The organism is Streptomyces sp. NPDC005423, from assembly GCF_040606415.1.
Lineage (GTDB): Bacteria > Actinomycetota > Actinomycetes > Streptomycetales > Streptomycetaceae > Streptomyces.
In genome coordinates, this window is the sequence record NZ_JBEXET010000008.1 from 1 (window position 1) to 23,174 (window position 23,174).

The 23,174-nt window shown below is 69.8% G+C and carries 21 protein-coding genes and 1 pseudogene; 7 read left to right on the plus strand and 15 right to left on the minus strand.

Features of this window, described 5'->3' with window-relative positions:
- The 3 genes from ABZT12_RS11955 to ABZT12_RS11965 all read right to left on the minus strand — a co-directional run.
- On the minus strand, positions 1-139 hold a 139-nt coding region (locus ABZT12_RS11955; RefSeq protein WP_356381883.1), incomplete at its 3' end, for a DUF2637 domain-containing protein.
- Between the two features lie 167 nt (positions 140-306).
- Positions 307-1,230, minus strand: a complete 924-nt coding sequence (locus ABZT12_RS11960; RefSeq protein WP_356381402.1) for a DUF3558 family protein — start codon at positions 1,228-1,230, stop codon at positions 307-309.
- Between the two features lie 134 nt (positions 1,231-1,364).
- Entirely contained in the window at positions 1,365-2,252 is an 888-nt protein-coding gene (locus ABZT12_RS11965) for a DUF3558 domain-containing protein (RefSeq protein ID WP_356381405.1), read from the minus strand.
- A gap of 227 nt (positions 2,253-2,479) precedes the next feature.
- Here ABZT12_RS11965 and ABZT12_RS11970 point away from each other — a divergent pair, with 227 nt between their 5' ends.
- A complete protein-coding gene (locus ABZT12_RS11970; RefSeq protein WP_356381408.1) occupies positions 2,480-3,673 on the plus strand; it encodes an RtcB family protein in 1,194 nt (397 codons plus the stop codon).
- Here ABZT12_RS11970 and ABZT12_RS11975 read toward each other — a convergent pair.
- The 3 genes from ABZT12_RS11975 to ABZT12_RS11985 all read right to left on the minus strand — a co-directional run bounded on the left by ABZT12_RS11975 (position 3,654) and on the right by ABZT12_RS11985 (position 6,180).
- Entirely contained in the window at positions 3,654-4,931 is a 1,278-nt protein-coding gene (locus ABZT12_RS11975; RefSeq protein WP_356381411.1) for a tyrosine-protein phosphatase, read from the minus strand. The genes ABZT12_RS11970 and ABZT12_RS11975 overlap by 20 nt on opposite strands.
- A 29-nt stretch (positions 4,932-4,960) precedes the next feature.
- A complete protein-coding gene (locus ABZT12_RS11980; protein WP_356381414.1) occupies positions 4,961-5,737 on the minus strand; it encodes an SDR family NAD(P)-dependent oxidoreductase in 777 nt (258 codons plus the stop codon).
- Between the two features lie 107 nt (positions 5,738-5,844).
- The gene (locus tag ABZT12_RS11985; protein ID WP_356381417.1) at positions 5,845-6,180 is read right to left on the minus strand and encodes a YnfA family protein; all 336 of its coding nucleotides are present in this window, start codon (positions 6,178-6,180) and stop codon (positions 5,845-5,847) included.
- Positions 6,181-6,494: 314 nt separating this feature from the next.
- Here ABZT12_RS11985 and ABZT12_RS11990 point away from each other — a divergent pair, with 314 nt between their 5' ends.
- Complete coding sequence (locus ABZT12_RS11990; RefSeq protein WP_356381419.1) at positions 6,495-7,055, plus strand: hypothetical protein; 561 nt, start codon at positions 6,495-6,497, stop codon at positions 7,053-7,055.
- Positions 7,056-7,078: 23 nt separating this feature from the next.
- Here the strand turns inward: ABZT12_RS11990 and ABZT12_RS11995 are convergent, their stop codons facing one another.
- Both ABZT12_RS11995 and ABZT12_RS12000 read right to left on the minus strand, forming a co-directional pair.
- Positions 7,079-7,759: a response regulator transcription factor gene (locus tag ABZT12_RS11995; protein ID WP_356381885.1), complete on the minus strand. Its 681-nt coding sequence runs from the start codon at positions 7,757-7,759 to the stop codon at positions 7,079-7,081.
- Between the two features lie 254 nt (positions 7,760-8,013).
- Positions 8,014-9,177 carry a histidine kinase gene (locus tag ABZT12_RS12000; RefSeq protein WP_356381422.1) on the minus strand — a complete coding sequence of 388 codons (1,164 nt, stop codon included), beginning with the start codon at positions 9,175-9,177 and terminating at the stop codon, positions 8,014-8,016.
- 161 nt (positions 9,178-9,338) lie between these two features.
- On the opposite strand from ABZT12_RS12000, the gene ABZT12_RS12005 reads away from it, so the two are divergent.
- The 4 genes from ABZT12_RS12005 (at position 9,339) to ABZT12_RS12020 (ending at position 13,393) form a co-directional block, all read left to right on the plus strand.
- The gene (locus tag ABZT12_RS12005; protein ID WP_356381425.1) at positions 9,339-10,424 is read left to right on the plus strand and encodes an LLM class flavin-dependent oxidoreductase; all 1,086 of its coding nucleotides are present in this window, start codon (positions 9,339-9,341) and stop codon (positions 10,422-10,424) included.
- Positions 10,421-11,065 (plus strand): FMN reductase, encoded by a 645-nt coding sequence (locus ABZT12_RS12010; protein WP_356381428.1) that lies wholly within the window; start codon positions 10,421-10,423, stop codon positions 11,063-11,065. Before ABZT12_RS12005 ends, ABZT12_RS12010 begins: the two co-directional genes overlap by 4 nt.
- Positions 11,066-11,170: 105 nt before the next feature.
- Complete coding sequence (locus ABZT12_RS12015) at positions 11,171-11,905, plus strand: response regulator transcription factor (RefSeq protein ID WP_356381431.1); 735 nt, start codon at positions 11,171-11,173, stop codon at positions 11,903-11,905.
- A complete protein-coding gene (locus tag ABZT12_RS12020) occupies positions 11,906-13,393 on the plus strand; it encodes a HAMP domain-containing sensor histidine kinase (RefSeq protein WP_356381434.1) in 1,488 nt (495 codons plus the stop codon).
- Between the two features lie 13 nt (positions 13,394-13,406).
- On the opposite strand, the pseudogene ABZT12_RS12025 reads toward ABZT12_RS12020, so the two are convergent.
- The 4 genes and pseudogenes from ABZT12_RS12025 to ABZT12_RS12040 all read right to left on the minus strand — a co-directional run bounded on the left by ABZT12_RS12025 (position 13,407) and on the right by ABZT12_RS12040 (position 17,787).
- A pseudogene (locus tag ABZT12_RS12025) lies at positions 13,407-14,548 on the minus strand (histidine-type phosphatase).
- Positions 14,549-14,708: 160 nt separating this feature from the next.
- Complete coding sequence (locus tag ABZT12_RS12030; RefSeq protein ID WP_356381437.1) at positions 14,709-15,527, minus strand: SAM-dependent methyltransferase; 819 nt, start codon at positions 15,525-15,527, stop codon at positions 14,709-14,711.
- A gap of 278 nt (positions 15,528-15,805) precedes the next feature.
- Positions 15,806-16,933 (minus strand): three-Cys-motif partner protein TcmP, encoded by a 1,128-nt coding sequence (locus ABZT12_RS12035; protein ID WP_356381439.1) that lies wholly within the window; start codon positions 16,931-16,933, stop codon positions 15,806-15,808.
- Between the two features lie 98 nt (positions 16,934-17,031).
- Positions 17,032-17,787 carry a phage Gp37/Gp68 family protein gene (locus ABZT12_RS12040; protein WP_356381442.1) on the minus strand — a complete coding sequence of 252 codons (756 nt, stop codon included), beginning with the start codon at positions 17,785-17,787 and terminating at the stop codon, positions 17,032-17,034.
- A gap of 298 nt (positions 17,788-18,085) precedes the next feature.
- On the opposite strand from ABZT12_RS12040, the gene ABZT12_RS12045 reads away from it, so the two are divergent.
- Positions 18,086-19,222 (plus strand): SAVED domain-containing protein, encoded by a 1,137-nt coding sequence (locus ABZT12_RS12045; protein WP_356381444.1) that lies wholly within the window; start codon positions 18,086-18,088, stop codon positions 19,220-19,222.
- A gap of 86 nt (positions 19,223-19,308) precedes the next feature.
- Here the strand turns inward: ABZT12_RS12045 and ABZT12_RS12050 are convergent, their stop codons facing one another.
- From ABZT12_RS12050 to ABZT12_RS12060, 3 genes are all read right to left on the minus strand, one after another.
- Positions 19,309-21,072 carry a ThiF family adenylyltransferase gene (locus ABZT12_RS12050; RefSeq protein WP_356381447.1) on the minus strand — a complete coding sequence of 588 codons (1,764 nt, stop codon included), beginning with the start codon at positions 21,070-21,072 and terminating at the stop codon, positions 19,309-19,311.
- On the minus strand, positions 21,069-22,061 hold the full coding sequence (locus ABZT12_RS12055) for a cyclic GMP-AMP synthase DncV-like nucleotidyltransferase (RefSeq protein WP_356381450.1): 993 nt from the start codon (positions 22,059-22,061) through the stop codon (positions 21,069-21,071). Before ABZT12_RS12055 ends, ABZT12_RS12050 begins: the two co-directional genes overlap by 4 nt.
- Before the next feature lie 197 nt (positions 22,062-22,258).
- Positions 22,259-23,068 (minus strand): aminoglycoside phosphotransferase, encoded by an 810-nt coding sequence (locus ABZT12_RS12060; RefSeq protein ID WP_356381453.1) that lies wholly within the window; start codon positions 23,066-23,068, stop codon positions 22,259-22,261.
- Positions 23,069-23,174 lie beyond the last annotated feature (106 nt).

The window sequence follows — 23,174 nt, forward strand, 5'->3', positions numbered from 1 at the left end:
CGAAGCCCTTCTTCAGGGCGAGTTCGCGCACGGCGGCGTACGAACCGGCGAAGCCGATGCCGGCGATGACGACCGCACCGGTGACGACCACGGCGATGAGCACCCGGTGCATACGTGTGAGCTGAATGGGCGCGGCCACCCGACTCCCCTTCCCTTACGTGCTGTTGCGCGCAACAGAGTGGCACATCTGTACGGCGCCCGGATCCCCGGTACGTCGGGAGCCCGGCCCCGCGGAGGGACCGGGCCGCCTCAAAGGTCCTTGCTGAGCTGGGAGTTGGCGCGTGCGGGCAGTGCCGGAGGCGCCGGTCAGCTCTTCTTGGCCGCGGACGTCTTGGGAGAGGCCGACGAGGAGGAGGAAGGAGAGGCACTCGCGGACTTCGACGGGGACTTCGAGGCCTGCTTGGAGGCCGACGGGGAGGGGGACGCCGACTTGCCCGCCGTACCGGAGCCGGACCCCGTGCCCGAGCCGCCGTCGCCGTTCACCGTCGAGACGGCGGCCACGGCCTCCTTCACGGCCTTCTCCGCGGCCTTCGTCAGGTCGTCCGCGCTCGGCGTCTTCTCACCGGCCAGGCCCGCGCCGTTGTAGTCGAGCGTCACCACGACGTTCTCCACGCGCGCCACCACCGTCTGCTGCCGGAAGGCGCCTTCCTTCTTCTTCAGGTCGTAGCGGACCAGCGTCGCCTGGTCGCCCGCCCCCGCGACCGGCTGCGACTTGGTGTTCTTCGCGCCTTCGACGGACTGCGCTTCCGACACCTGCTTCGCGTAGTACTGCTCCGCGAGCTTGTCGCCCTCGCCGCGCGTCGCCGACGAGTCGAAGCGCAGCAGCGAGACGTTGAGCCAGCGGAACTGGGAGCCCTTGACGCCGTTGTTGTCGAGGCTCGTCCAGGAGCAACTGCCCCGCGACGCCGTGTCGTCCGAGGCGCCCTCCTTGCCCGACTTGACCCCCTTCGGGACCAGATCGGTCAGGGTGCCCTTCGACAGCACCGCGCACGGTCCGGGCAACTTCGCGTACGCCGCCGCCTGGACGGTCGGCGAGGCGCTCGCCGACGGCGCGGTACCGGTCCCCGCGGTGGCCGTGGCCGTGGCATCGGCCGCGGTGTCGCCGGAGCCGGAGTCCGAGGAGCAGCCGGCGACCACCAGCATCACGGGGACGGCGGCGGCGCAGACCAGGGCGCGGCCCCGGCGCTTCGCTCGCTGGTCACGGTGGTCTCGCTGTGCTGGATGATGCATGGTTCCTTCACTCATGACGGCTCGTGGTTCCTGCGGTCGGATCGGTTCCGAGGGGCCACGGTACGCGGTGAGCCGGCTGTGCGGTCTCCGTTCACCGCCTTTGCGTACGGGTGCGGGGGGCGTCCGCGACCCCGCTATCCGTTGAGCGCGTCGGCCAGTTGGGCGGCCAGATTCCGCGCCCTGTCCTGCAATTCCTTGCTGTCCGGGACCGTGTCGACCGTCGCCGGCTGCTCCTCGTACTCGATGGTCACGATGACGTTGGACGTGCGGAACACCACAGTCACCGTCCGCTGCCGGGTCACCGAACCGGAGCCGCTGACCGCGTCGTCGATGAACGCCTCGTCGCCCAGGCCGGAGAGGGTGCGGGGCTGGAGGTCGGTGGGGGTGTCGGACGACGACGCCGACGAAGAGGGCGAAGAGGATGAAGAGGATGAAGAGGACGCGGTAGGGGAGGAGGTCGAGTTCGACGCGGAGGCGGAGCTGCTCGCGGAGGGGGCGGGGGCCGTGGACGAACTCCCGCTCGCGGAGGCCGAGTCGGACTCCGCGCCCGTCCCGGACGAGGAGGCGGCCGGCTCGGGCAGGTCCGCGGCCGTCTCCTTGGTCGTGAAGATCGTCCCCGCCAGGGCGGCGTCGCTCACGGAGTTGTCGTACGACACCACCCGCTCGAAGTCGACCAGCAGGTGGTCGGTCGCGTCCGGGGACGCCACCTTCCAACGGCAGCCCACCTTGCGGTCGGTGTCGTACGTCAGCGTCGCGTCGCCCGCGTACGCCTGGTCGCGCTGGTCCGCGTCCGCGATCTGCCTGATGCCGGGGAGCAGGGCGTCCAGGGTGTCGTGGCCGACCGCACCGCAGGGCTCCGGCAGCGTGCGGTACTTGCCCGGCTGGGCCGCCACCGTCGCCGTGCCGACGTTCCCGGGGTTCGCGTCGTCCGTCTTGTCGCCACCGCCCGAGCCGCCGCTGCAGCCGGCCAGAAGCGCCACGAGGAGTGCGGCGACGCCCGGTACGTACGCCTTCCGCTGCACGGTCAGGCTCCTCTCGACGGTGTTCTCGGTGCGTGTTCTGTGGCGTCAACGATCCAGGGCCCGCCTGTGTCCCCGCTGGTTAATCGCTTGCCGGGCGGGGGCGCCCCCTGGAGACAATGTCTATCGCACGCACAGCCGTGAACGCCGGTCCGCTGTCCCATTCGTTGACCTTGGCGCAGGTTTTGCGCATTGAGACTTCTGTTGTTTTCCGGGGGAATGAGGACGAAATGTCGTACGTCGAGATGCCGGGCGCGCGGGTACCGATCCGCATGTGGACCGATCCCGCCTCCGTGGAGGAGGGCGCGCTCCAGCAGCTCCGCAACGTCGCGACCCTGCCGTGGATCAAGGGTCTGGCCGTGATGCCGGACGTGCACTACGGGAAGGGCGCGACCGTCGGCTCGGTCATCGCCATGCGGGGCGCGGTCTGCCCCGCGGCGGTCGGCGTGGACATCGGCTGCGGGATGTCGGCGGTGAAGACCTCCCTCACGGCGAACGACCTGCCCGGCGACCTCTCCCGGCTGCGGTCGAAGGTCGAGGAGGCGATACCGGTGGGCCGGGGGATGCACGACTCCGCGGTCGATCCGGGGCGCCTGCACGGGTTCGGTACGGCGGGCTGGGAGGGCTTCTGGGAGCGGTTCGAGGGGGTCGCGGAGGCGGTGAGGTTCCGCAGGGAGCGGGCCGCCCTTCAGATGGGAACGCTCGGCTCGGGCAACCACTACGTCGAACTCCTCTTTGACGAGGCGGGAGTTGTGTGGCTGACGCTGCACTCCGGCTCCAGGAACATCGGCAAGGAGCTGGCCGACCACCACATCGGCGTGGCCCGGAACCTTCCGCACAACCAGGGCCTGGTCGACCGCGACCTCGCCGTCTTCGTCGCGGACACCCCGCAGATGGCGGCGTACCGCAACGACCTGTTCTGGGCCCAGGAGTACGCGAAGTACAACCGCGCCATCATGATGGCGCTCCTCAAGGACGTGGTCCGCAAGGAGTTCAAGAAGGCGAAGCCCGCCTTCGAGCCGGAGATCTCCTGCCACCACAACTACGTGAGCGAGGAGCGGTACGAGGGCATGGACCTGCTCGTGACCCGCAAGGGCGCGATCCGCGCGGGCTCCGGCGACTACGGGATCATCCCGGGCTCGATGGGGACGGGCTCGTACATCGTGAAGGGCCTCGGCAACGAGAAGGCCTTCAACTCGGCCTCGCACGGCGCGGGTCGGCGCATGAGCCGCAGCGCGGCCAAGCGCCGCTTCACCGTGCGCGACCTGGAGGCCCAGACCCAGGGCGTGGAGTGCCGCAAGGACTCCGGGGTGCTCGACGAGATCCCGGGCGCCTACAAGAACATCGACCAGGTGATGGAGCAGCAGCGCGACCTGGTCGAGGTCGTCGCGAAACTGAAGCAGTTCATCTGTGTGAAGGGCTGAGGCGCTTCTCCAGCAGGGTCACCGGGTACGGGCTGCCCGTGCCGTCCGTTCCGGCGGGCCGTTCGCCGGTCACCCGGTAGCCCGCCTCCTCGTAGTAGGCGCGCAGGCGGTGGTTGGCGGAGAGGCAGTCGAGGCGGGCGAAGGGGCGGGACGCCGCGGTGATGCGGGCTTCCGCCGCCGCCAGCATGCGGCGGCCCGCGCCGGGCGGAGTGGTGTGCGGGACCGTCATCAGGCGGTGGATGTAACCGGCGTCGGGCGGACGGGGGCCCCAGGCGGCCGGGTCGTCCCACCAGATCTCCCAGGCGCCGGTGAGGACGGCGCTGGCGTGGGCGAGCCAGACCTCGCCCGTGCGCATCCGTTCCCGGAAGTGGGCTTCGTCCTTCTCGCCGGGCTTCCACTGGTCGATGCCCCGGGCCAGCTGCCACAGGGCGGCCGTGTCGCGGAGGCGCACCAGGGCGGGGGCGTCCGCCGCGGTGGCCCTGCGGTACGTCAGCTCCGGCCAGTCGTCCGGCCGGGGCTCAACGAGCGCGGCGCGCAAGGTGGTTGAGAGTGCGGCCGGGTCGAGGGAGAGGGCCTGCGCGACGTAGCCGTCCAGTGAGCCGTAGCGCGCGGTGAGGGCTGTGAGGAAGCGGCTCATGATCTCGGCAGGGGCCCTGCCGAAGCCGGGCCAGGCCGGGGCACGGCCGCCGTTGCGGGCGGTCCAGGCCGACAGGAGGGCGGGGGCGGCCAATTCGGTGAGGCTGAAGTCCTCGACGATCGCAGGGGTTTCGACGCCCAGCAGGCCCAGGACCAGCGCCGCCAGCAGCCCTGTGCGGTCCTTGCCCGACGCGCAGTGGAAGACCAGCGGTTCGTCGTTCCCGGCCGCCTCCGCCACCAGCTCCAGGGCCCGCGCGATCTCCCGCGTGCCGTCCTGCGCCACCTCCGCGTACCGCTCCGCGAGATACCGGGCGGGGTCGGTGTCCGGGGACAACGACGACTGGTCGTAAGGGCGGTGCTCGATGCTCAGGTTGTGGTAGCGCAACGACGGGTGCGCGGGGACGCGGCCATGCCGCTCGGTCTCCCCGGGGTGGCGGAGGTCGATCACCGTGCCGATACCGAGGGAGAGGAAGCGGGTCCAGTCGGGGGTGTTCTCGGCCAACTCGCCCAGGGAGTCCGCGCGGTAGAGCCGGCCGGCGCGCACGCGCCGGCCGTCCTGGGTCGGATAGCCGCCCAGATCACGGAAGTTGGACAGCGCCTCGAACGGTATGTGTCTCTCCACCGGACCCCCGTCTGCCTCCGCGGTCCGGGTCACAGGTCCCGGTGCACCTTGGTGTTCGAGGCCTGCGCGCGGGGGCGGACCACCAGCAGGTCGATGTTGACGTGGCTGGGGCGGGTGACCGCCCAGGCGACGGTATCCGCGACGTCGTCCGCCGTGAGGGGCTCGGCGACGCCCGCGTAGACCTTCGCCGCCTTCTCCGCGTCACCGCCGAAGCGGGTCAGCGCGAACTCGTCCGTCTTGACCATGCCGGGCGCGATCTCGATGACGCGGACCGGGGTGCCGACGATCTCCAGGCGCAGCGTCTCCGCGAGGACGTGGGCGCCGTGCTTGGCGGCGACATAGCCCGCGCCGCCCTCGTACGTGCCGTGCCCGGCCGTGGAGGACAGCACGACGACCGTGCCGTCGCCGCTCTCGGTGAGGGCGGGCAGCAGGGCCTGGGTGACGTTGAGGGTGCCGAGCACGTTGGTCTCGTACATCTGACGCCAGTCGGCGGGGTCGCCCGTCGCGACCGGGTCCGCGCCGAGCGCGCCGCCCGCGTTGTTGACCAGCACGCCGATCGTCCGGAACGCCGAGGCGAACTCGTCGACCGCCGCCCGGTCGGTGACGTCCAGGGCGTACGCCGTCGCCTGGCCGCCGCTCGCGGCGATCTCCTCGGCCAGCGCCTCGATACGGTCCTTGCGGCGGGCGGTGAGGACGACGCGGTAGCCGGCGGCGGCGAGCCGGCGGGCCGTGGCGGCGCCGATTCCGCCGCTCGCCCCGGTGACGACCGCGATACGCGAGGCGGCGGAAGGTGTGGCGGTGGCCATGACTACTCCTCGGGACGGTATGGGCGCACGGGGTCGCGGGGTGCGGCGTGCGGTGCGGTTCGGGGGTATGGCGGGTCGGCTGTGCGACTCCGTTCAGGATAGGCGGGTCAGTCGCCCCGGGGGGCCCACATGATCAAGGCCATCCCGGCCAGGCAGACCAGCGCGCCGGCGATGTCCCAGCGGTCGGGGCGGTAGCCGTCCGCGACCGCGCCCCAGGCCAGCGAACCGGCGACGAAGATCCCGCCGTACGCGGCGAGGATGCGGCCGAAGTGGGCGTCGGGCTGGAAGGTCGCGACGAAGCCGTAGACGCCGAGCGCGAGGACGCCGCCGCCGGCCCACCACCAGCCGCGGTGTTCCCGGACGCCCTGCCAGACCAGCCAGGCGCCGCCGATCTCGAACACGGCGGCCACGAGGAAGAGGGCGGCGGAACGGAGGATGAGCATGGCCGTCAGCTTGGCATGGCGTCTGAGGGGGGCGCCTTGGTGGTGGTGCTGGCGGTGCTGGCGGTGCGGCCGGGGTTCGGGATGGGTTCGGCTGGGCGGTTGGCCGGTCGGTGTGCCGTCCGGCCTGTCGGGGTGCGGGTACGGCAGCGGGTACGGCTGTGGGGCCCGGCGCCGGAGGGCGTGCGAGCCGGTCCACCCTTTCTCCACCCGGAAGTCCACCCGTGGGTCCGGGAGTTCGGGCGGGATCGGCGGGAGAGTCGGAGTCACGAGAAACGGGAGCACCGGCGACCCGACGGACCGAGGAGCACGACGACATGACGGACATGGAGCAGGCGCTGACGATCAGCGGGGGCATCTTCGCGATGATGATGCTGACGCAGTACGGGCGCCGGAAGTACGACTGGCACAAGGTCCTGATGCCCCTGGTCACGGTCTCCGCGGTCGGCTACTCCTACCTCGGCGCGATACCGGGGCAGACCGCCGACCTCGTCGTCTACCTGGTGGGCGGCGCGGTGGGGCTGGCCTGCGGGGTCGTCGCCGCGCTCACCACCGGCGTGGAGCGGGACCAGCTCTCCGGCCGGGTGCACACCCGGTGCGGCGCCGGGTTCGTCGCCATCTGGTCGGCGGTGGTCGCGCTGCGCATCGCGTTCATCTACCTCGCCGAGCACAACGACTGGTTCCGTCGCCACCTGGGCACGTTCATGCTGGAGCACCACATAGCCACCGACGCCGTCGCACCCTTCTTCGTGATCATGGCGCTGGTCATGGTGCTGGCCCGGGTGTTCCTCCTGCTGGCCCGGGTGCGGACGCTGCCGCCGGCCGGGGCCGGGGGCGCGGACGCCACGCGGCGGCCGCTGGTCTCTCCGGCCCGCTGATCAACCCGGCACGTCCGGCACGTTCATCCGCGGGTCCTCACCAGCCCGTGGACGAACGCGTACCGCACGGCGTGCGCGCGGTCGCGCAGATGGGCCTTGGCGAAGAGGTTGTTGATGTGGGTCTTCACCGTCGCCTCGCTGACCACCAGCCGTTCGGCGATCGCCCGGTTGGCCAGACCCTGGCCGATGAGGGTGAGCACCTCGATCTCCCGAGGGGTGAGATCCGGGACGAGCGCCGGGCCTGGGCCGGGGTCGTGGCCCGCGTCCGCCGTTTCGGCCGGGGAGCCGCCCCGCGCGGCGGCGGCGACCAGCCGGTCCCGTACGGCGGGGTCGAGCACGGACTGTCCGGCCGCGGCGACCCGTACGGCCCGCGCGATGTCCTGACGGCCGGACTCCTTGGTCAGGTAGCCGCGGGCTCCGGCGCCGAGCGCGGCCAGGATGTACTCCTCGTCGGCGAAGGTGGTGAGCACCACCACGGCGACCTCGGGATAGCGCTCGGTTATCCGGCGGGTGGCCTCGACACCGTCGGTCCTCGGCATGTCGAGGTCCATGAGGATCACGTCCGGCGCGTGCTCCCCGGCGGCCCGCACGGCCTCCGCCCCGTCCCGCGCCGTGGCCACCACCTCCAGCCCCGGCTGGAGATCGAGCACGGTCGCGAGCGCCTCCCGGATCGCGGTCTGGTCGTCGGCGACGACGAGGCGGATGGCGGCCGGGGCCCGGCCGCCGCCCGAGGCGGACGGAACGTCGTCCCCTTCGGACCGCTGCGCACCGCTTGCCTGCGCACCGCTCTCCCGGCCTCCGCTCCCTTGCCCACGGCTTGCCTGCCCACCACTCCCGTGGCCACCGCTCTGCTGCCCGCCACCCTCCTGCCCTCTGCCGGCCCGGCCTCCGCTCTCCTGGCCTCCGCTCCCGTGCGCTTCTCCTGTCATTTCCTGCCCTTGTCCTCGCCGCTCGTCGCTCATGCCGGGATCACCACGCGCACGCGCCATCCTCCCGTGTCGTCGCCGTCCAAAACCGGCCCGGCCGTGACGGTGCCGCCCACCAGGGCGAGGCGTTCGCGCATTCCGACCAGGCCCATGCCGCCGCCGGTATGGGCCAGCGGGCGGGAGTCGCCGGAGGGGGCGGCGTTGACCACCTCGAAGGCGGTCTCTTGCGGGAGCCGGCGCAGGGACATCCGGACCGGTGCGCCGGGTGCGTACTTGTGCGCGTTGGTCAGCGACTCCTGGGCGCAGCGTACGAGCGCCTGGGCGGCGCGCAGCGGCAGTTGGCGCGGTGGTCCGTCGACCGTGAGCTTTCCGGCGCCCGGGACGGAGTCGAGCATGGCGCGCAGTGTCTCCTCCAGGGGCAGGGCGTCCTCGCGCAGATCCCGGACCGTGCGTTGCACCTCGGTCAGTCCCGCGCGGACCAGGCTCTGCGCGCGCTGTGCGGCCCGCTGGGCACCGTCGACGTCGCCGGAGTCCAACAGGGCGTCGGTGAGCTCCAGTTGCATGTTCACGCCGGCCAGGGAGTGGGCCAGTACGTCGTGCACGTCACGGGCGATCCGGGCGCGCTCGGCCAGGGTCTCGGCGCGAGCCTCGGCGCGCGAGGCGAGTTCGGCCTGGTCGGCGGCGGCCCGTGCGGAGCGCAGCGCCTCGGAGTTGGCGCGGTTGGAGATGCCGAGCAGCACGCTGACGCCGCTGAGCGCGCCGACGTACCAGGCCAGGTACCGGTGGCCGCTGCCGATGGGGAGGATCAGGACGCTCGCGCAGAGCGCGCTGGTGAGCAGCGCGAAGGTCATCGCCTTGCGGGGGGCGAGGCGGTACCCGGCGTGGCCGGTCGCGGTGAACGCGAAGAGGACGGCCGCGCCGGAGTGTTCCAGGCTCATCAGGGCGGCGGCGCCGACCGCCCAGAGGGCCAGTACGGCGGTCTGCGGTCCCGGGGAGAGCCGGCCCTCGGGGATCAGCCGCGTGCAGAGCAGCAGCGACTCCAGGACGAGGAGGCACCCGATCGCCAGGCCGGTCCCGGTGGTTCCGACCGGGCGCACCAGGACCGCGCAGGTCGTGATGCCCACGACGGTGCCGAAGAGCTGGACGACGTTGTTGTCGGTCGTGAACCACCGGGTCAGGGCATGAATGGGGTTCACCGGAGCTCGCTTCCCGCTGTCGGCCGCACGGTGCGCAAACTACCAGCGGCCGACGAGACGGCGCCCGGCTCCCCGCCTCGCCGGCGGGGGCGGAATAAGTGCGGTGGGGCACCCGTTGGAGGGTATAGTTGAACAATCAACAACATGGAGGGTGAGCGACCATGCAGTTCGGGATCTTCAGCGTCGGAGACGTCACACCGGACCCGACCACCGGACGGACGCCGACGGAGCGCGAGCGCATCAAGGCCATGGTCGCCATCGCGCTGAAGGCGGAGGAGGTCGGGCTGGACGTCTTCGCGACCGGTGAGCACCACAACCCGCCGTTCGTGCCCTCGTCCCCGACCACGATGCTCGGCTACATCGCGGCCCGCACGGAGAAGCTGGTCCTCTCCACCTCCACCACCCTCATCACCACCAACGACCCGGTGAAGATCGCGGAGGACTTCGCGATGCTCCAGCACCTGGCCGACGGACGGGTCGACCTGATGATGGGCCGCGGCAACACCGGCCCGGTCTACCCCTGGTTCGGGCAGGACATCCGTGAGGGCATCAACCTCGCCATCGAGAACTACGCCCTCCTGCGCCGGCTCTGGCGCGAGTCCGTGGTGAACTGGGAGGGCAAGTTCCGTTCCCCGTTGCAGGGCTTCACCTCGACTCCCCGCCCGCTGGACGGAGTGGCGCCGTTCGTCTGGCACGGTTCCATCCGCAGCCCCGAGATCGCCGAGCAGGCCGCGTTCTACGGCGACGGGTTCTTCCACAACAACATCTTCTGGCCGGCCGACCACACCAAGCAGATGGTCGAGCTGTACCGGGAACGGTTCGCGCACTACGGCCACGGCACGCCCGAGCAGGCGATCGTCGGCCTCGGCGGCCAGGTGTTCATGCGCAAGAACTCCCAGGACGCGGTCCGCGAGTTCCGCCCCTACTTCGACAACGCCCCGGTCTACGGCCACGGGCCGTCCCTGGAGGACTTCACCGACCAGACGCCGCTGACCGTCGGTTCGCCGCAGGAGGTCATCGAGAAGACGCTGGCCTTCCGCGACTACGCCGGTGACTACCAGCGCCAGCTCTTCCTGCTGGACCACGCCGGTCTCCCGCTGAAGACCGTCCTCGAACAGCTCGACCTGCTCGGCGAGGAGGTCGTGCCGGTGCTGCGCGCGGAGTTCGCCAAGGGCCGCCCGGCCGACGTGCCGGAGGCGCCGACCCACCAGTCCCTGCTCAAGGCCCGGGAAGTGACCACCGTATGAAACTCGTCGTCGTCTCGGCGGGGCTGAGCGTCCCCTCGTCCACCCGGCTGCTGGCCGACCGCCTGGCCGCCGCCGTGCACCGCGAGACCCCCGTCGACCTCCAGGTGGTGGAGGTGCGCGACCTCGCGGTCGAGATAGCGCACCACCTCACCAGCGGCTTCCCCGGCCGCGCGCTCGCCGCCGCGCTCTCCGCGGTCACGGAGGCGGACGGCCTGATCGTCGTCACACCGGTGTTCTCGGCGTCGTACAGCGGACTCTTCAAGTCCTTCTTCGACGTGCTGGACCCGGACGCGCTCGCCGGGAAGCCGGTGCTCGTCGCGGCGACCGGAGGCAGCGCCCGGCACTCCCTGGTGCTGGACCACGCCCTGCGTCCCCTCTTCGCCTACCTGCGCGCCGTCGTCGTCCCGACCGGTGTCTACGCCGCCTCCGAGGACTGGGGCGCGGTGGGCCTGCCGGAGCGGATCGAACGGGCGGCGGGTGAGCTGGCCGCGCTGATGCGGGGGCTGTCGGCGCCCCGGCCGGCCGGGAAGCCGACGGTCGTCCCGTTCGCGGAACAGCTGGCGGCGCTCTCGGTGCCGGGCGGGCAGCCGTTGAGGCGGGGTACGGCCACCGTTCCGGGCCGGAGCGTGAGAGGACGGTAGGCGACAGCTTCGAGTTGCCTGCGCGACGGTGAGAGCCAGGTAAAAAGGGTGATCGTAGGCCCGGTGCCACGGCTCTCCCGGCGCGCGCCTTGGCACACTGGGAACGTGCCCCAGACTGTGCTGCTCGCCGAAGACGACCGCGCCATCCGTCATGCCCTGGAGCGGGCCCTGACCCTGGAGGGCTACGCGGTGACGGCGGTGGCCGACGGCGTGGAAGCGCTCGCGCAGGCCCACCGCACCCCACCGGACGTCCTGCTCCTCGACGTCATGATGCCCGGCATCGACGGCCTCCAGGTCTGCCGCGTGCTGCGCGCCGAGGGCGACCGCACACCGATCCTGATGCTCACCGCCCTCGTCGAGACCGCCGACCGGATCGCCGGCCTCGACGCGGGCGCCGACGACTACGTGGTGAAGCCCTTCGACGTGGAGGAGGTCTTCGCCCGGCTGCGCGCCCTGCTGCGCCGCACCAGCCCGGTCGCGGTCGGCGGCTCCTCCGACGGACCGCGGGACGGATCGCAGAGCGCGCCGGCCCCTTCCGACAAGCAGATCACGGCCGCCGGCCTCCGCATGGACCTCCAGGCGCGCCGCGTCTGGCGCGGCGGGCGCGAACTGGAGCTCACCCGCACCGAGTTCGAACTCCTCGAACTCCTGGTGCGCAACGCCGGCATCGTCCTCGACCACTCCACGATCTACGACCGCATCTGGGGCTACGACTTCGGCCCCGGCTCCAAGAACCTCGCCGTCTACGTCGGCTATCTGCGCCGCAAGCTCGACGAGCCCGGTGCCCCGCAGCTGATCCACACGGTGCGTGGCGTGGGTTACGTGCTGCGGGAGGACTGAGTGGGCCGCCTCGGGCGGCTGCTGGCCAGCAGACGGCCCCGCCTGGTCTCCCTGCGGACCACGTTCGCGCTCTCCTTCGCGGTGGTCACGGCGGTCGTCACGATCCTCGTCGGCATCCTCTCCTACGATGCGGCGGCCCGGCTGGTGCGGGTGGACCAGCAGTCGGTGTTCACCGAGGTCGTCCAGGACCTGCAGAACGAGGTGCGCCAGCACCAGATGACACCCGACGACTTCTCCTCCGCCGCGCCGGGCCACGACATCGTGCGGCCGGCCCGTACCGATGTGCAGGTGCTCGGCCCGGACGGCCGGGTCGTCGACAGCGGCAGCCCCGCGCTGCCGGTCACCGCCCACGACCGGGCGATCGCCGTCGACGGGGTCGCCGGCAAGACGGAGGAGCACAAGGACGTCGACGTCGGCGACGACGTGTACCGCATCGCGACCGTCGCGCTCGGCGACGGGCGCGGCGCGGTGCAGGTCGCGCAGGAGTTCAGCGACACCGAGGACCTGCTGCGGGCGCTCCAGCAGCGGACGTTCCTGATGATGGTGTTCGTCGTGATCGCCGCGGGGCTGTGCGGCTGGTGGCTGGCCCGGCGCATCACCCGCCGGCTGATCATCCTCACCTCGGCCGCCGAGGACGTCGCCCGCACCCGCCGGCTCGGCGTCGAGGTGCCCGTCACCGGCTACGACGAGGTGGGCCGCCTGGGCCGCGCCTTCGACCGGATGCTGGGCCGGCTCGCCCAGTCCGAGGAGGACCAGCGCCGTCTGGTGCAGGACGCCGGCCACGAACTCCGTACGCCGCTCACCTCCTTGCGCACCAACATCTCCCTGCTGCGCCGTATCGACGAACTGCCGCCCGCCACCCGGGAGGACCTCGTCGTCGACCTCACCCAGGAGGCCCGCGAGCTGACCGACCTGGTCAACGAGCTCGTCGACCTCGCCGCCGGCCAGTCCGACAACGAGCCTCCGCAGCGGCTCGACCTGGCCGAGATCGCCGAGGACGTCGCGGGCCTGGCCCGCCGCCGCACCGGACGGGAGATCACGGTCCGGGCGAGCGGCGACACCGGCACCGACGGACGGCCCGCGATGCTCCAGCGGGCGATGTCCAACCTGGTGGAGAACGCGGCCAAGTTCGACCGCGGGGGCCGGTCCGCCATCGAGATCTCCGTCACCGGCACGGCGCCGCCCCGGCCGCACGGGTCCGGCCGGGGCGGGGGTGCCGCCGGTGCCTCCGCCGGGCCGGTCCGCGTCGAGGTCCTCGACCGCGGTCCCGGGGTGGCCGACGGCGACCTGGTCCGTATCTTCGACCGCTTCTACCGCGCCGCGGACGCCCGTTCCCTGCCGGGTTCGGGCCTGGGTCTCTCCATCGTCCGCGAGGTGGCCCTCGCCCACGGCGGCGCCCCGTTCGCCTTTCGGCGGGAGGGCGGCGGGGCGGTGATCGGCTTCACGGTCGGGGGAGGGGCGGTGGACGGGACCCGGGGCCCCAACTGACGCTCTGAGGCGATCAGTTCGTGGTCCGGCCGAAGCACCGCTCCAGCTCGTTCAGGTCGTAGAAGGTGCTGCCCCTGCTGACCGGACGGCAGCCGGTCCTGAACGCGGTCTCCTTCTCGTTGTAGAGCATGCGGACGAGGTAGGTGCCGCCCTTGCGGTAGACGTCCCACTGGATGTCCGCGCCCAGCGGTGCCACCTCGGCGCCGCGCCACGGGTTGCTCCCGTAGGTGTACGGCTGTGCGGCCGTCGCCCCCTCGGTGCTGCCGGGCAGCCCCATCAGCGCGGCCAGCGGGATGATTTCCTCGGCCTGCGTGAAGCGGAGTTCGGCGCCCAGGTCGCTGGTGCCGTCGCGCTCGGCCTCGGCCTTCTCGAAGAAGTCGTCGAGCAGCACGTCCGCCATCCTGTACGTGATGTCGCTGTCGGCGAAGCCGGGCCCCTTCTCGTAGAAGTCCTCGGCGTCGGACAGATACCCGAACCAGGCCGCGTCGCGCGCCGGGACGAACCGTTCCATGCCCCAGCCCCTGCCGCCGGGGCTCTCGTCGCGCATGGCGGGCGCGATGGCGTAGAGGTTGTAGACCGCCTCGGCCGCCGCCACGTCCGTGCCGACGGACGAGAACTCGCCCGCGGTGATCCGGTCCACGAAGGCCGGCCTGAAGAGCGTCTTCAGTACGTCGTGGGCGGCGCGGTGCGTGGCCGGCTGGTCGGTGACGCTCTTGCGGGTGGCCGCGAGCCGCTGGTCGTCGGCGAGGTAGGCGCGGTAGGCGGCGCCGCCGTCGGCCTGCGCCCGCTGAGGCCGCCGTATCCGACGGTGTTCATGGCGGCTTCGAGGGCGCGCACCTTCGGCCCGAACTCCCGCCCCTTCGACGTCAGTTGACCGTCCAACCGGGCCTTGTCCCACAGCGCGAGGATCAGTTCGCCGTCCGAACCGTCCGTCGCGGCGCGGGACCCGTGCCGGGACACGTTCTCGGTGAAGACGGCGGTGAAGCCGGCGGGTGCCTTCTGGTACGAACGGGCGCTCTGCTGCGGCGCGTACGGTGCCTTCGTGCCGTAACTCACGTCAGGAGAGCCGCCGTTGGCGGCGGCCTGGCCGCAGAACGGGATGGCCAGGAGTGCGGCGACCCCGAGGGCCACGGCGGGGGTGGTGACACGTCTCATGGCCGCATGGTCCGCGGGGGACATGAACGCGGGGTGGCCCGGGGGCGGCAGCGGGGACGCGGTTGCGGGGGGAGCGGTTGCAGGGGGAGCGGGTACGACCGTTCGGCCCCGCCGCCTACCGCTTTCCGCTGCCCTGTCGGCTCGGCAACCGGTCGGCCGGTCAGCCGTTCTTCCGGGCCACTCCGCCGTAGATGCCGATCGACGGGGCGCCCTCCGCCGGGTCCTCCTCGGGCCGCCAGTGCGTGACGCGCGCCAGGCCCGGGTCGACGAGGGTGAAGTCGCCGAAGAAGTCCACCACTTGGGCGTGCGAGCGGAGATTCATGGTGGCGCTGGCGCGGTCGTAGACGGAGGCCGCCTCTTCGCGTCCGTCGTCGTGGACGTCGCCCGTGGCGTGCGACAGCACCAGGTAGGAGCCGACGGGCAGCGCGTCACGCAAGGTGGCGACGATGCCGTACGGGTCCTCCGCGTCCGCGATGAAGTGCACGACGGCTACCAGCAGCACCGCGACCGGCTGCTCGAAGTCGATGGCCTTGCGGACCTCGGGATGGTCGAGGATCGTGCGCGGGTCGCGCACGTCGGCCAGGATCACGGAGGTGTCCGTGTCCTCCATGAGGGCCATCGAGTGGGTGCTGACGATCGGGTCGTTGTCGACGTAGACGATGCGGGTCTCGGGGGCGATGGCGTGCGCGATCTGGTGCACGTTGGGTTCGGTGGGCAGCCCCGTGCCGATGTCGAGGATCTGCCGCACGCCGCCCTCCTCGACGACGTGCCGCACGGCCCGGTGCATGAAGTGCCGGTTGGCGCGCACCCCGTCCCGTACCTCGGGGGCGGCCTCGATGAACCGCTCGGCGGCTTCCCGGTCGACCTCGTAGTTGTCCTTGCCGCCCAGGAAGTAGTCGTACATCCGGGCGGGATGCGGCTTGCTGGTGTCGATCTGCGGCGGGTGGGCGTCGCTGCCGCCGCCGAGGGGAGAGGTCATGAGCCTGGCTCCGAGGTGATGAGTGACAGTCAGATCATCATCCTGGCATGCCGGGAGTGCGCTCAGGGCCACACCAGGCAGTACGGCTGATGCCCCGCCTCATGCAGGCGGTGGCTGAAGTCCTGCCATTCGTGGAGCGATTGGAGGAGGCGGAGTCGTGACCTGGGGTTTCTCGGCGGGATGCGGGCTGACCAGGGAGAACACCTCTCCGTAGTTCTCACCGGTCCACGCCGTTTCCCAGGCTCATGTGCCCTGGATGTGCCCTCGGAACTGCCCCCTCACCAGAGTGCGCCTTGCTCCGCCGACGAGCGGGTGACGGGTGGGGTTGTCGCCAGGGCCACCCGTGTCTTGGTGTTGATGGCACGAGGTTCCGTTGCCACGCCACCAGCGTCGCGCATCTGTCGCACGAGCTTGATAACTTGAGAGGGCCTGTAGACGGTTTCCAGGAGGGTGTATCGCTGGAGCTCGGACACAGCTCGTCCCTCGGGAGACGCCGCTATGAAGTCATGCAAGATCCGTCGTAGTGGAGCCGTATCCGGTTCGAGTTCGAGCTCCAGCATCTGCTGTTGCGTGTCTTTGGGGTCGCGGTAGCGGACGCCGTATGAAGGATCGACCGTCCACATGGCGTCCTTCATTTTTTCCAGCCCCCTTTCGTGCTGAGTGCCGAAGATCAGATAGAGCTTCCTGCTGCCCTCGTCGACCATCTCGAAGTACAGCGTGTGCGAGAAGCCAGCCCGGCGAAGAGTGTCCCGGTACTGCTCCCGCAAGAACGCGAACTTGAGCGGGGAAGGCTGCTGGAAGACGGCCTGCCAGTCCTGGCTGCCGAAAGCTTCGTCGCCACGCTGGCGGTGGCCGTCATGGTTCTGTGCGAACCGGGTGAGGAAGCTGGGCTCGAAGGTCACCATCACTTCGGTGCTGCGGTAGCGACCCAGCTCGTGAAGCAGCGAGTACGGGATATCGGGTCCACCGAAGCTGTCCAGAAGGACGAAGAGCGGTTTTCCCAACGAGCCGATGCTGCGCAGCTTCTGCAGGAGTGACGGGTGATAGTCCCCGTGCCGGATGTCGACGGCCAGTCGTTCGGTGACGTCGTCCGTGTGCCTGGATCGGACGAGCGCCATCTGGCGCTCCAATTCCTCAGCGCGTCGTGCGTCCTCTTCCATGAGGATCATGCGCATACGTTTCGGGTACTTGTGCAGAGCGCCGGTGAAGACGTCGTAGGCGATAACCGGAGAACCGGGCTCACCGTGCGTGTAGATCCCCGCCCCGGCGAAGCCTTCGGCGTAGCTGATCACGTCGTTCCGCGACAGCAGAATCGGTGCCCACGCCTCCAAGTACCTCTTGAGTAAGTCATGTTTTGCGGCTGTGTGCGGATCGCGTTCCCACACGGCATCCTTCGGCACGGCCATGACCGCTCCCCCATTTCTGTCGGCCTTGCTGGGGAGAGGGTCACACACCGTTGCCGCATGCCACCAGGGTGCGTACGGCGCCTGCTGGATTTTGGCCGTTACTGTGCTGCAACAGGCAGTCGGGGAGGCATCTCGCTCCAGGTTGCCCCGTCGAGCTCGCGGCCCCCAGACTTGGGGGTGCGGCCACCCCATTGTTTGAAGAAGAACGGCACATCGGTGTCGCTACAAGTGTCGCGGATGTCCACCAACCACTCTTCTTGTACTGGACGATGGTGGGGTCCGGATTCCCCGCCGGCGATGACCCAGCCGATGCCGTCCAAGCGCAAACCGGGCAGTGGGCCGAGCAATGGCTCGCAGGACAAGAAGCGCACTGCGGCTGGAACTTGTCGCAGGTCGTCGACGCGATCCAGATGATCTGCGTTTTCGACGGAGACTCCCATCCACAGGTTAGGCGGCCAGTCGAGTTCGTTTGCCACTCGTCGGAGCCTGCGGGCTCTCTTCGTCAGTAGCTGATAAGTGTGCTGTGGCGTCTCGGCGATCACTTGGAAGACCTGCCGAACGAAGTCCAGGGGAACCTTGGCGTGGAAGAGGTCGCTCATGGAATTGACGAAGACCATGCGTGGGGCCTTCCAGTGGCGTGGAATGGACAGCACATCTGAGTGGACGGTGAGGCCGAAGCCCGGTCCGGATGTCCTGGGGTCCCCATCAGCCTGGTACTTGGCAGCCCCCATCGCTTTTAGGCGCCTGGATAACGCCAGGGCGTAGCAGTTGTCACACCCCGGGGAGATTCGGTCGCATCCGGTGGTGGGATTCCATGTCGCCTCAGTCCACTCGATCGAGCTGCGATCGCCCATGAGTCCCCTCCCGTAGCGAGCGGACAAGGGCCATCAGCGCTTGTCCACTCGGCGCTCCGACTGCGCTGCCTAACGAGCGACGTGCCGAACTGACACGCGATCGCCCCCATCCTTCACTTCGAACGCGTGTTCTGTGAAGGGGGTGTTGGGGTCGAGAGGCGGTCATTCGAGCGGCTGGGAACGCACAATGGTTCCGGCAGACGCGCTCCGAGGCAGGAGACAAGCTATGGCGAGGAAGGCTGCGGGACAGGGCGGCGGGAGACGAGCCATCCCAGCGCCTGTGCGCTTGGAGGTGTGGGTGCGCAGTGGTGGCCGGTGCGCGATCTGTAACAGGTATTTGCTCGACGGTGGGATGACGGGCCGCACTGTGCGGCAGGGGGAGCTGGCGCACATCGTGGGCCAGCAACAGACCGTAGGCTCCCCCCGCGGTGAACACGATTTGGTGGAACGCGACACGGCCGACAACTTGATGCTGGTCTGCGCCGACGAGCACGATGAGATCGACGCTTCCGGCACCCTGGACGTTTTCACCGTGGAACGGCTGCGCGCGCTCAAACGCGCTCACGAGGACCGCATCAAGCATGTCACTGGGCTGGCCGACGACCGGGCGACCACGGTGCTGCGGATGGTGGGCCGGGTGCGTGGCCAGGAAGTCGAGCTGACCCGGCAGACCGCTGCTACCACGGTGATCACCTCCGGGGATCGGTTCCCGCTGTTCCTGGAGTCTTATGAGCGGCATGGCGTGGAGATCGACCTGCGCCACGTGGCCGGCGAGATGACGATCGATCTGCGTGACATCCCCGACGAGGAGACTGGAGGCTCGCCCTACTACCGGGCGGCCACCGCCGCCATCGACGAGGTCATCGACAACCAGCTCAACCGCGGCATCGCCCGCGACAAAGTCGCGCACTTGAGCGTCTTCGGCTTCGCCCGGCTGCCACTGCTTGTCTACCTCGGATCCCGTCTGGACGACACCGTGCCCACCGACATCTACCAGCGCCACCGCGAGGACGAGTCCTGGTCGTGGTCTTCGACTGCGCCGGTGGTCGGCTTCGCGATCCACCTCGACGTAGACCAGCCTCCCGCACATGAGGCGGTGCTGGTGCTGAACCTCTCAGGCACGATCCAGCCCGAGGAGGTTCCGCACCAACTCGCCGGACTGCGCCGCTACCGCATCAGCCCTGTCGGTGCTGCCGCCGCGCCGGACGTGCTGCGCAATCGCGCTTCCTTGACCCAGTTCCAGGAGGTGCTGCGGTCGCTGTTCGCGGATCTGGAGGCGAGCGCGAAGCAGGTACGGCGCCTGCACGTGCTGTTCGCGGTGCCGCTCTCGGCCGGGGTGAGCCTGGGACGGGTACGCGACCGGCAGGTGCACCCGGCGCTGGTGCTCTACGACCGCACGCCGAGCGGATATCGACTGGCCTTGGAGATCCCCTGACGCACTGGCACGCGCTGGCGAGCCGATAGCCCGCTACTGCGTTCACCTTGGTGACAGCACAACCGGCCCAGTGCGCGCGGGGCGGGTCAGAGCGCGGCCGGTGTCGGGTCGTGGGGCAGAAAGCGATGATGGGGCGATCCAGCGGCGTGAGGAAGCGCGACCAGATGCGTACCCGAGCCGGGAGTGATCAGGTGCATCCCCAGGAAGGACGTCAGCGTTCCGGCGACAGCGGCCAGGTCGGCCGATGACCCGTGGAAGGTGGGCACCGAACAGCCGCGGGTCGGTACAAGTTCGTCGCCGTCCGGGGTGTCCTGCCACAGGCGGTGGTAAAGCTCCAGGGCGGGGTCGGCCAGTACGATCTTCCCGGCGGCAGTGTCGATGCTGCTGGGCCCCTGTGCGGTGGTGGGCGCGGAGATGCTCAGTAGGCCCAAGGTGCCGGTGCGGGTGTCGGTGGCTACCTGAGCCAGGACCGGGCGGAGTCCCCCGCTAGCTGCGAGGCGCTCCAGGATGTGGCCCATGGCAATGCTGACGGTCGCGTCGATGATGACTTCGGCGCCCGCCAGAGCTGCAGCGTCGGGCAGTACGCCGTCGTGGACGTGGATCGCGACGGTGTCATCCACTGCTCGCAGCCGTCGGGCCAGGGACTGGGCTTTGGAGGCTCCAACGTCAACCTCGACGTAGTTCTGCCGGACCAGCAGTCCGCCGGTGACTGTTCCGGGGTCGCACACCGTCACCTGTGAGGCGCCGGCACGGACGACGAACTCGGCGATCCAGGAGCCAAGGCCGCCGCAGCCCCAGACATGCACGTGTTTCCCAAAGAAGCCCCCGATGAGGCTTCCGTCATCGCGACGTGTGGTCACGGCAGGTCGTTCATCGGACACAGGACACCATTCGATCAGTAGGTCCGAGCGGATCCGGGAGGCGTCGATGTTCAGCGCGGAACCCTGCTCGTGGGCCATGCGCCGCAGCGCATCCGCGGCGGGCGCGGGAAGACGTGCACCCAACAGATGGGGCGGGCCGCCCGCAGGGTGCGGGACCGCCAGAATCAGGTACTGCGGCGAGCCATCGGGGTTGCGGGCTGCACTGGCCGCGAGCGTGGTCAGGATCGCCGGAGACTGGGCGACCGCCTGCGGCGAGCCTCTCTGCTGGCGATCGAACGGAGGGTTGTCCACGTAGGTCAGCAGCTCGGCAAAGGTGGAGCCGCCGCCGAGCGGCAGCGCGCCTGCAATGGTGATCACTGGCAACCGTGCGGCCCCGCCTTCCGGGGGCGGACTGAAGGCCAGGTCTAGGCGGTGCTCGGTGCGCGCGATCAGGTAACCAGTCTGGATCCGCTGGTCGGGGCCGGGAACGCGTACGACCAGGGTCGGGGTGCCGGGTGTGTGGTGAAGCACTCCGCCGACGGCGTGGTACATCGCCTTCGAGGCGTCGAACTCGCCCGCTGCCGCGTCCCTAAGCCAGGACCACAGTCGGTTTAGATACGCCCGCATGCCCGCGCGCAGCGGATCCCACTCCCGGGCGGGGTCCAGGAAGATGCACAACTGGCGCCCCTGGAGGACGTGCGGGTAGCCGGCGAACCTCCAGTGCTCGACTTCGACGGTGGTTGCGGACAGCGGTGAGGCTGGCAGGGTCAGGACGAACTCCTCGTGCTCCTGCAGAACCAAGCCGCCGTCAGCAGTGGTCAAGGGACCGGTGTGAAGCCGCAGTGTCACCCGGAGCGCACCGTTCTGGCCGCGAGCCGGAACACCCACTAGACGCAGCACATCCGGCTGCTCGGCCGCCGCCTCGCGCAGCTCGGCCAGGGCCTGCTTCTGCCAGTCCGTCGGTGCGAGTCGGTTCTTGCTGCTGCTCACCCGGCGCGACCGGGCCGCGCGACAGCGGTGACCGAGGTGGCAGCCACGGGGAACTTGGCGCTGCTGGTTGCCGTGACCGGGGCCTTGAACTCGGGACCGAAAAGGTCCTGCCACAGCCGGAGGCTCGTGTCCTTGTCCTCGGCGTGGTAAGCGGCGTGGATCTCGGCGGCGTGCTTGTGGATGCGGTCGCGGAAGTAGGAGTACGTGTTCTGCTCCCAACGGTGGTCGAAGGTCAGCCCAGACCCGGAGGGGTCGGCGACCGAAGGCTTGATCTCGTTGGCCTGCAGATAGGTGTCCAGGTCACCGACGATGTGCAATAGAGCAGTGGGCACATCACGGTAGTAGCCCGGATCGGAGAACTTTTTGTAGTCATGAACTTGGTTGCCGAGCAGCGTTGTCAGGATCACCGACCGCGTCCCGGTGAACGATCCCTTGTGATCGCGCAGGAACTTCATCAACCGGATGACCTTGCGCAGATTCCCCTGAGCGATCTGGTCCTGAGTGCGCATCCAAGTGGTGAAGCCCTGCGAGTCGGTGTTCTCCCAGGTGTCCTCGTCGCGGTTGACGATGACCTCTCGACCGTCGACCAGCACCACGTAGGGAACGATGTCCACGTGCATGGAGTTGCTGTAGACCAGCCGCACGCATCGGCACTTACGCGAGTGAGGCATGTCCTTGTAGATGCTGTGCCGATGCAGGGCCGCATATACCTCCTCGATATACGTCTTGGGGCTCTGCGACCAGTCCGGGTTCTCGGCCATCAGCAGCATCACGTCAGCATCGAACTCCGTCCCGCCGACCGGGTCGATGATCGTGCGATGCGCCCATGAGCCCTGCGGAATCTTGCCCAAGATCAGCGAGCCGATTTCCTCGTCCGCCTTCAGCGCCCGGTAGATCGCCTCCACCCTGGTATCGAGAAGGTCGAGCTTGACTTGGCCCAGGTTGACCGTAGTGCGCAGGAACTCACTGAAATGGTCGGCGAGCTGCATGGTTGTCCTCGCATTCGAACGGGCCGACCGCCCCCGGACCACATCAGAGGAAGGGAACTAACGGCGCAACACACTTGCTTCATTCAGCCTAGGCGTCACCACTGACACCACGCCGTCGTCAGCCCCAAGCGTCCCCGACGCGAACACAGTTGGGGGCCTCGGTAAGCCCGCCCGAACGCGCCCCCGTTACCCAGCGCCTAGCATCTACAGGTTCTGTCTCGGATGCGTGCGAGCGTTGCCGCCCGCTCGGCCATCCCCAACTTCCATGGTGTCGGGTCCACTTCAGCGATCTCCCGCCACAGTGCCGCCGTGGCCGAGTTGAACGCCGCGAGTGCCTCGGCCTTTGCGTCCCGCCAGGACGGGAACCGACTTGCGAAGGCGAGTGCCTCCTCCACGGAATGCCCGGCGTCCATGAGCCGGAGGACAAGGGCGCCGGGGTCGATCCAGGCCGCCCCTCGTGTTGGCCAGGCCCAGTCGATGAGTCGTGCACGGTCACCGGTGATCAGGAGGTTGTCCGGGGCGAAGTCGGTGTGCAGGAGAGTGTTGCCCTCGAAGTAGTGCAGCGAGCCCGGAGGTGCGTAGTCCGCCCACCGGTCGAAGGCGTCCTTGATCCCTATACCTGCGGGTGCTGTAACGCTCTGCAGTTCGACAAGCGCGGCTTCCACGAGCGGCAGATCGAGCGAGCCTGGCGTGTAGTCGGCGTGGCGGCCGTCGATCATCTCGTAGCCGAGCAAGCTCCAGCCGCCGAGCTCCAGGTGCCAGTACAGGCGCGGACAGGACGTAGGCAGATACGGGGCGACGGCCGCCTCGCGGCGCTGGGCAGCGACCTGGGGATGGTCGGCCGGGATGCCCTTCACGAAGAACCTGCCGCTGTTCGTCTCCAGGACGGAGGCGATGCCGGAGTTCATGCCGCCCTGCGCAGTCAGCGATCGGTGCACGGCACCGATCTCGTCGGCGACGGCTTGGCGGACGTCGGCGGGAAGCTGCTCGAAGGGGATGCGGGACATGGACACGTGCGGTTCCTCAGGGAGTGCTCGGGTACGGAGAATGCCGCCCCGGCCAGGGTACGGCCGGGGCGGCACTCAGGGGGTGGAACAAGGCGGCCAGCGTGGG

Excerpts from the sequence above, each read along its gene's own strand:
- ABZT12_RS11960 (WP_356381402.1), bottom strand. The coding sequence starts at position 1,230 with ATGCATCATCCAGCACAGCGAGACCACCGTGACCAGCGAGCGAAGCGC.
- ABZT12_RS11970 (WP_356381408.1), top strand. The coding sequence starts at position 2,480 with ATGTCGTACGTCGAGATGCCGGGCGCGCGGGTACCGATCCGCATGTGG.
- ABZT12_RS11980 (WP_356381414.1), bottom strand. The coding sequence starts at position 5,737 with ATGGCCACCGCCACACCTTCCGCCGCCTCGCGTATCGCGGTCGTCACC.
- ABZT12_RS11985 (WP_356381417.1), bottom strand. The coding sequence starts at position 6,180 with ATGCTCATCCTCCGTTCCGCCGCCCTCTTCCTCGTGGCCGCCGTGTTC.
- ABZT12_RS11990 (WP_356381419.1), top strand. The coding sequence starts at position 6,495 with ATGACGGACATGGAGCAGGCGCTGACGATCAGCGGGGGCATCTTCGCG.
- ABZT12_RS12005 (WP_356381425.1), top strand. The coding sequence starts at position 9,339 with ATGCAGTTCGGGATCTTCAGCGTCGGAGACGTCACACCGGACCCGACC.
- ABZT12_RS12010 (WP_356381428.1), top strand. The coding sequence starts at position 10,421 with ATGAAACTCGTCGTCGTCTCGGCGGGGCTGAGCGTCCCCTCGTCCACC.
- ABZT12_RS12030 (WP_356381437.1), bottom strand. The coding sequence starts at position 15,527 with ATGACCTCTCCCCTCGGCGGCGGCAGCGACGCCCACCCGCCGCAGATC.
- ABZT12_RS12035 (WP_356381439.1), bottom strand. The coding sequence starts at position 16,933 with ATGGCCGTGCCGAAGGATGCCGTGTGGGAACGCGATCCGCACACAGCC.
- ABZT12_RS12040 (WP_356381442.1), bottom strand. The coding sequence starts at position 17,787 with ATGGGCGATCGCAGCTCGATCGAGTGGACTGAGGCGACATGGAATCCC.
- ABZT12_RS12055 (WP_356381450.1), bottom strand. The coding sequence starts at position 22,061 with ATGCAGCTCGCCGACCATTTCAGTGAGTTCCTGCGCACTACGGTCAAC.
- ABZT12_RS12060 (WP_356381453.1), bottom strand. The coding sequence starts at position 23,068 with ATGTCCCGCATCCCCTTCGAGCAGCTTCCCGCCGACGTCCGCCAAGCC.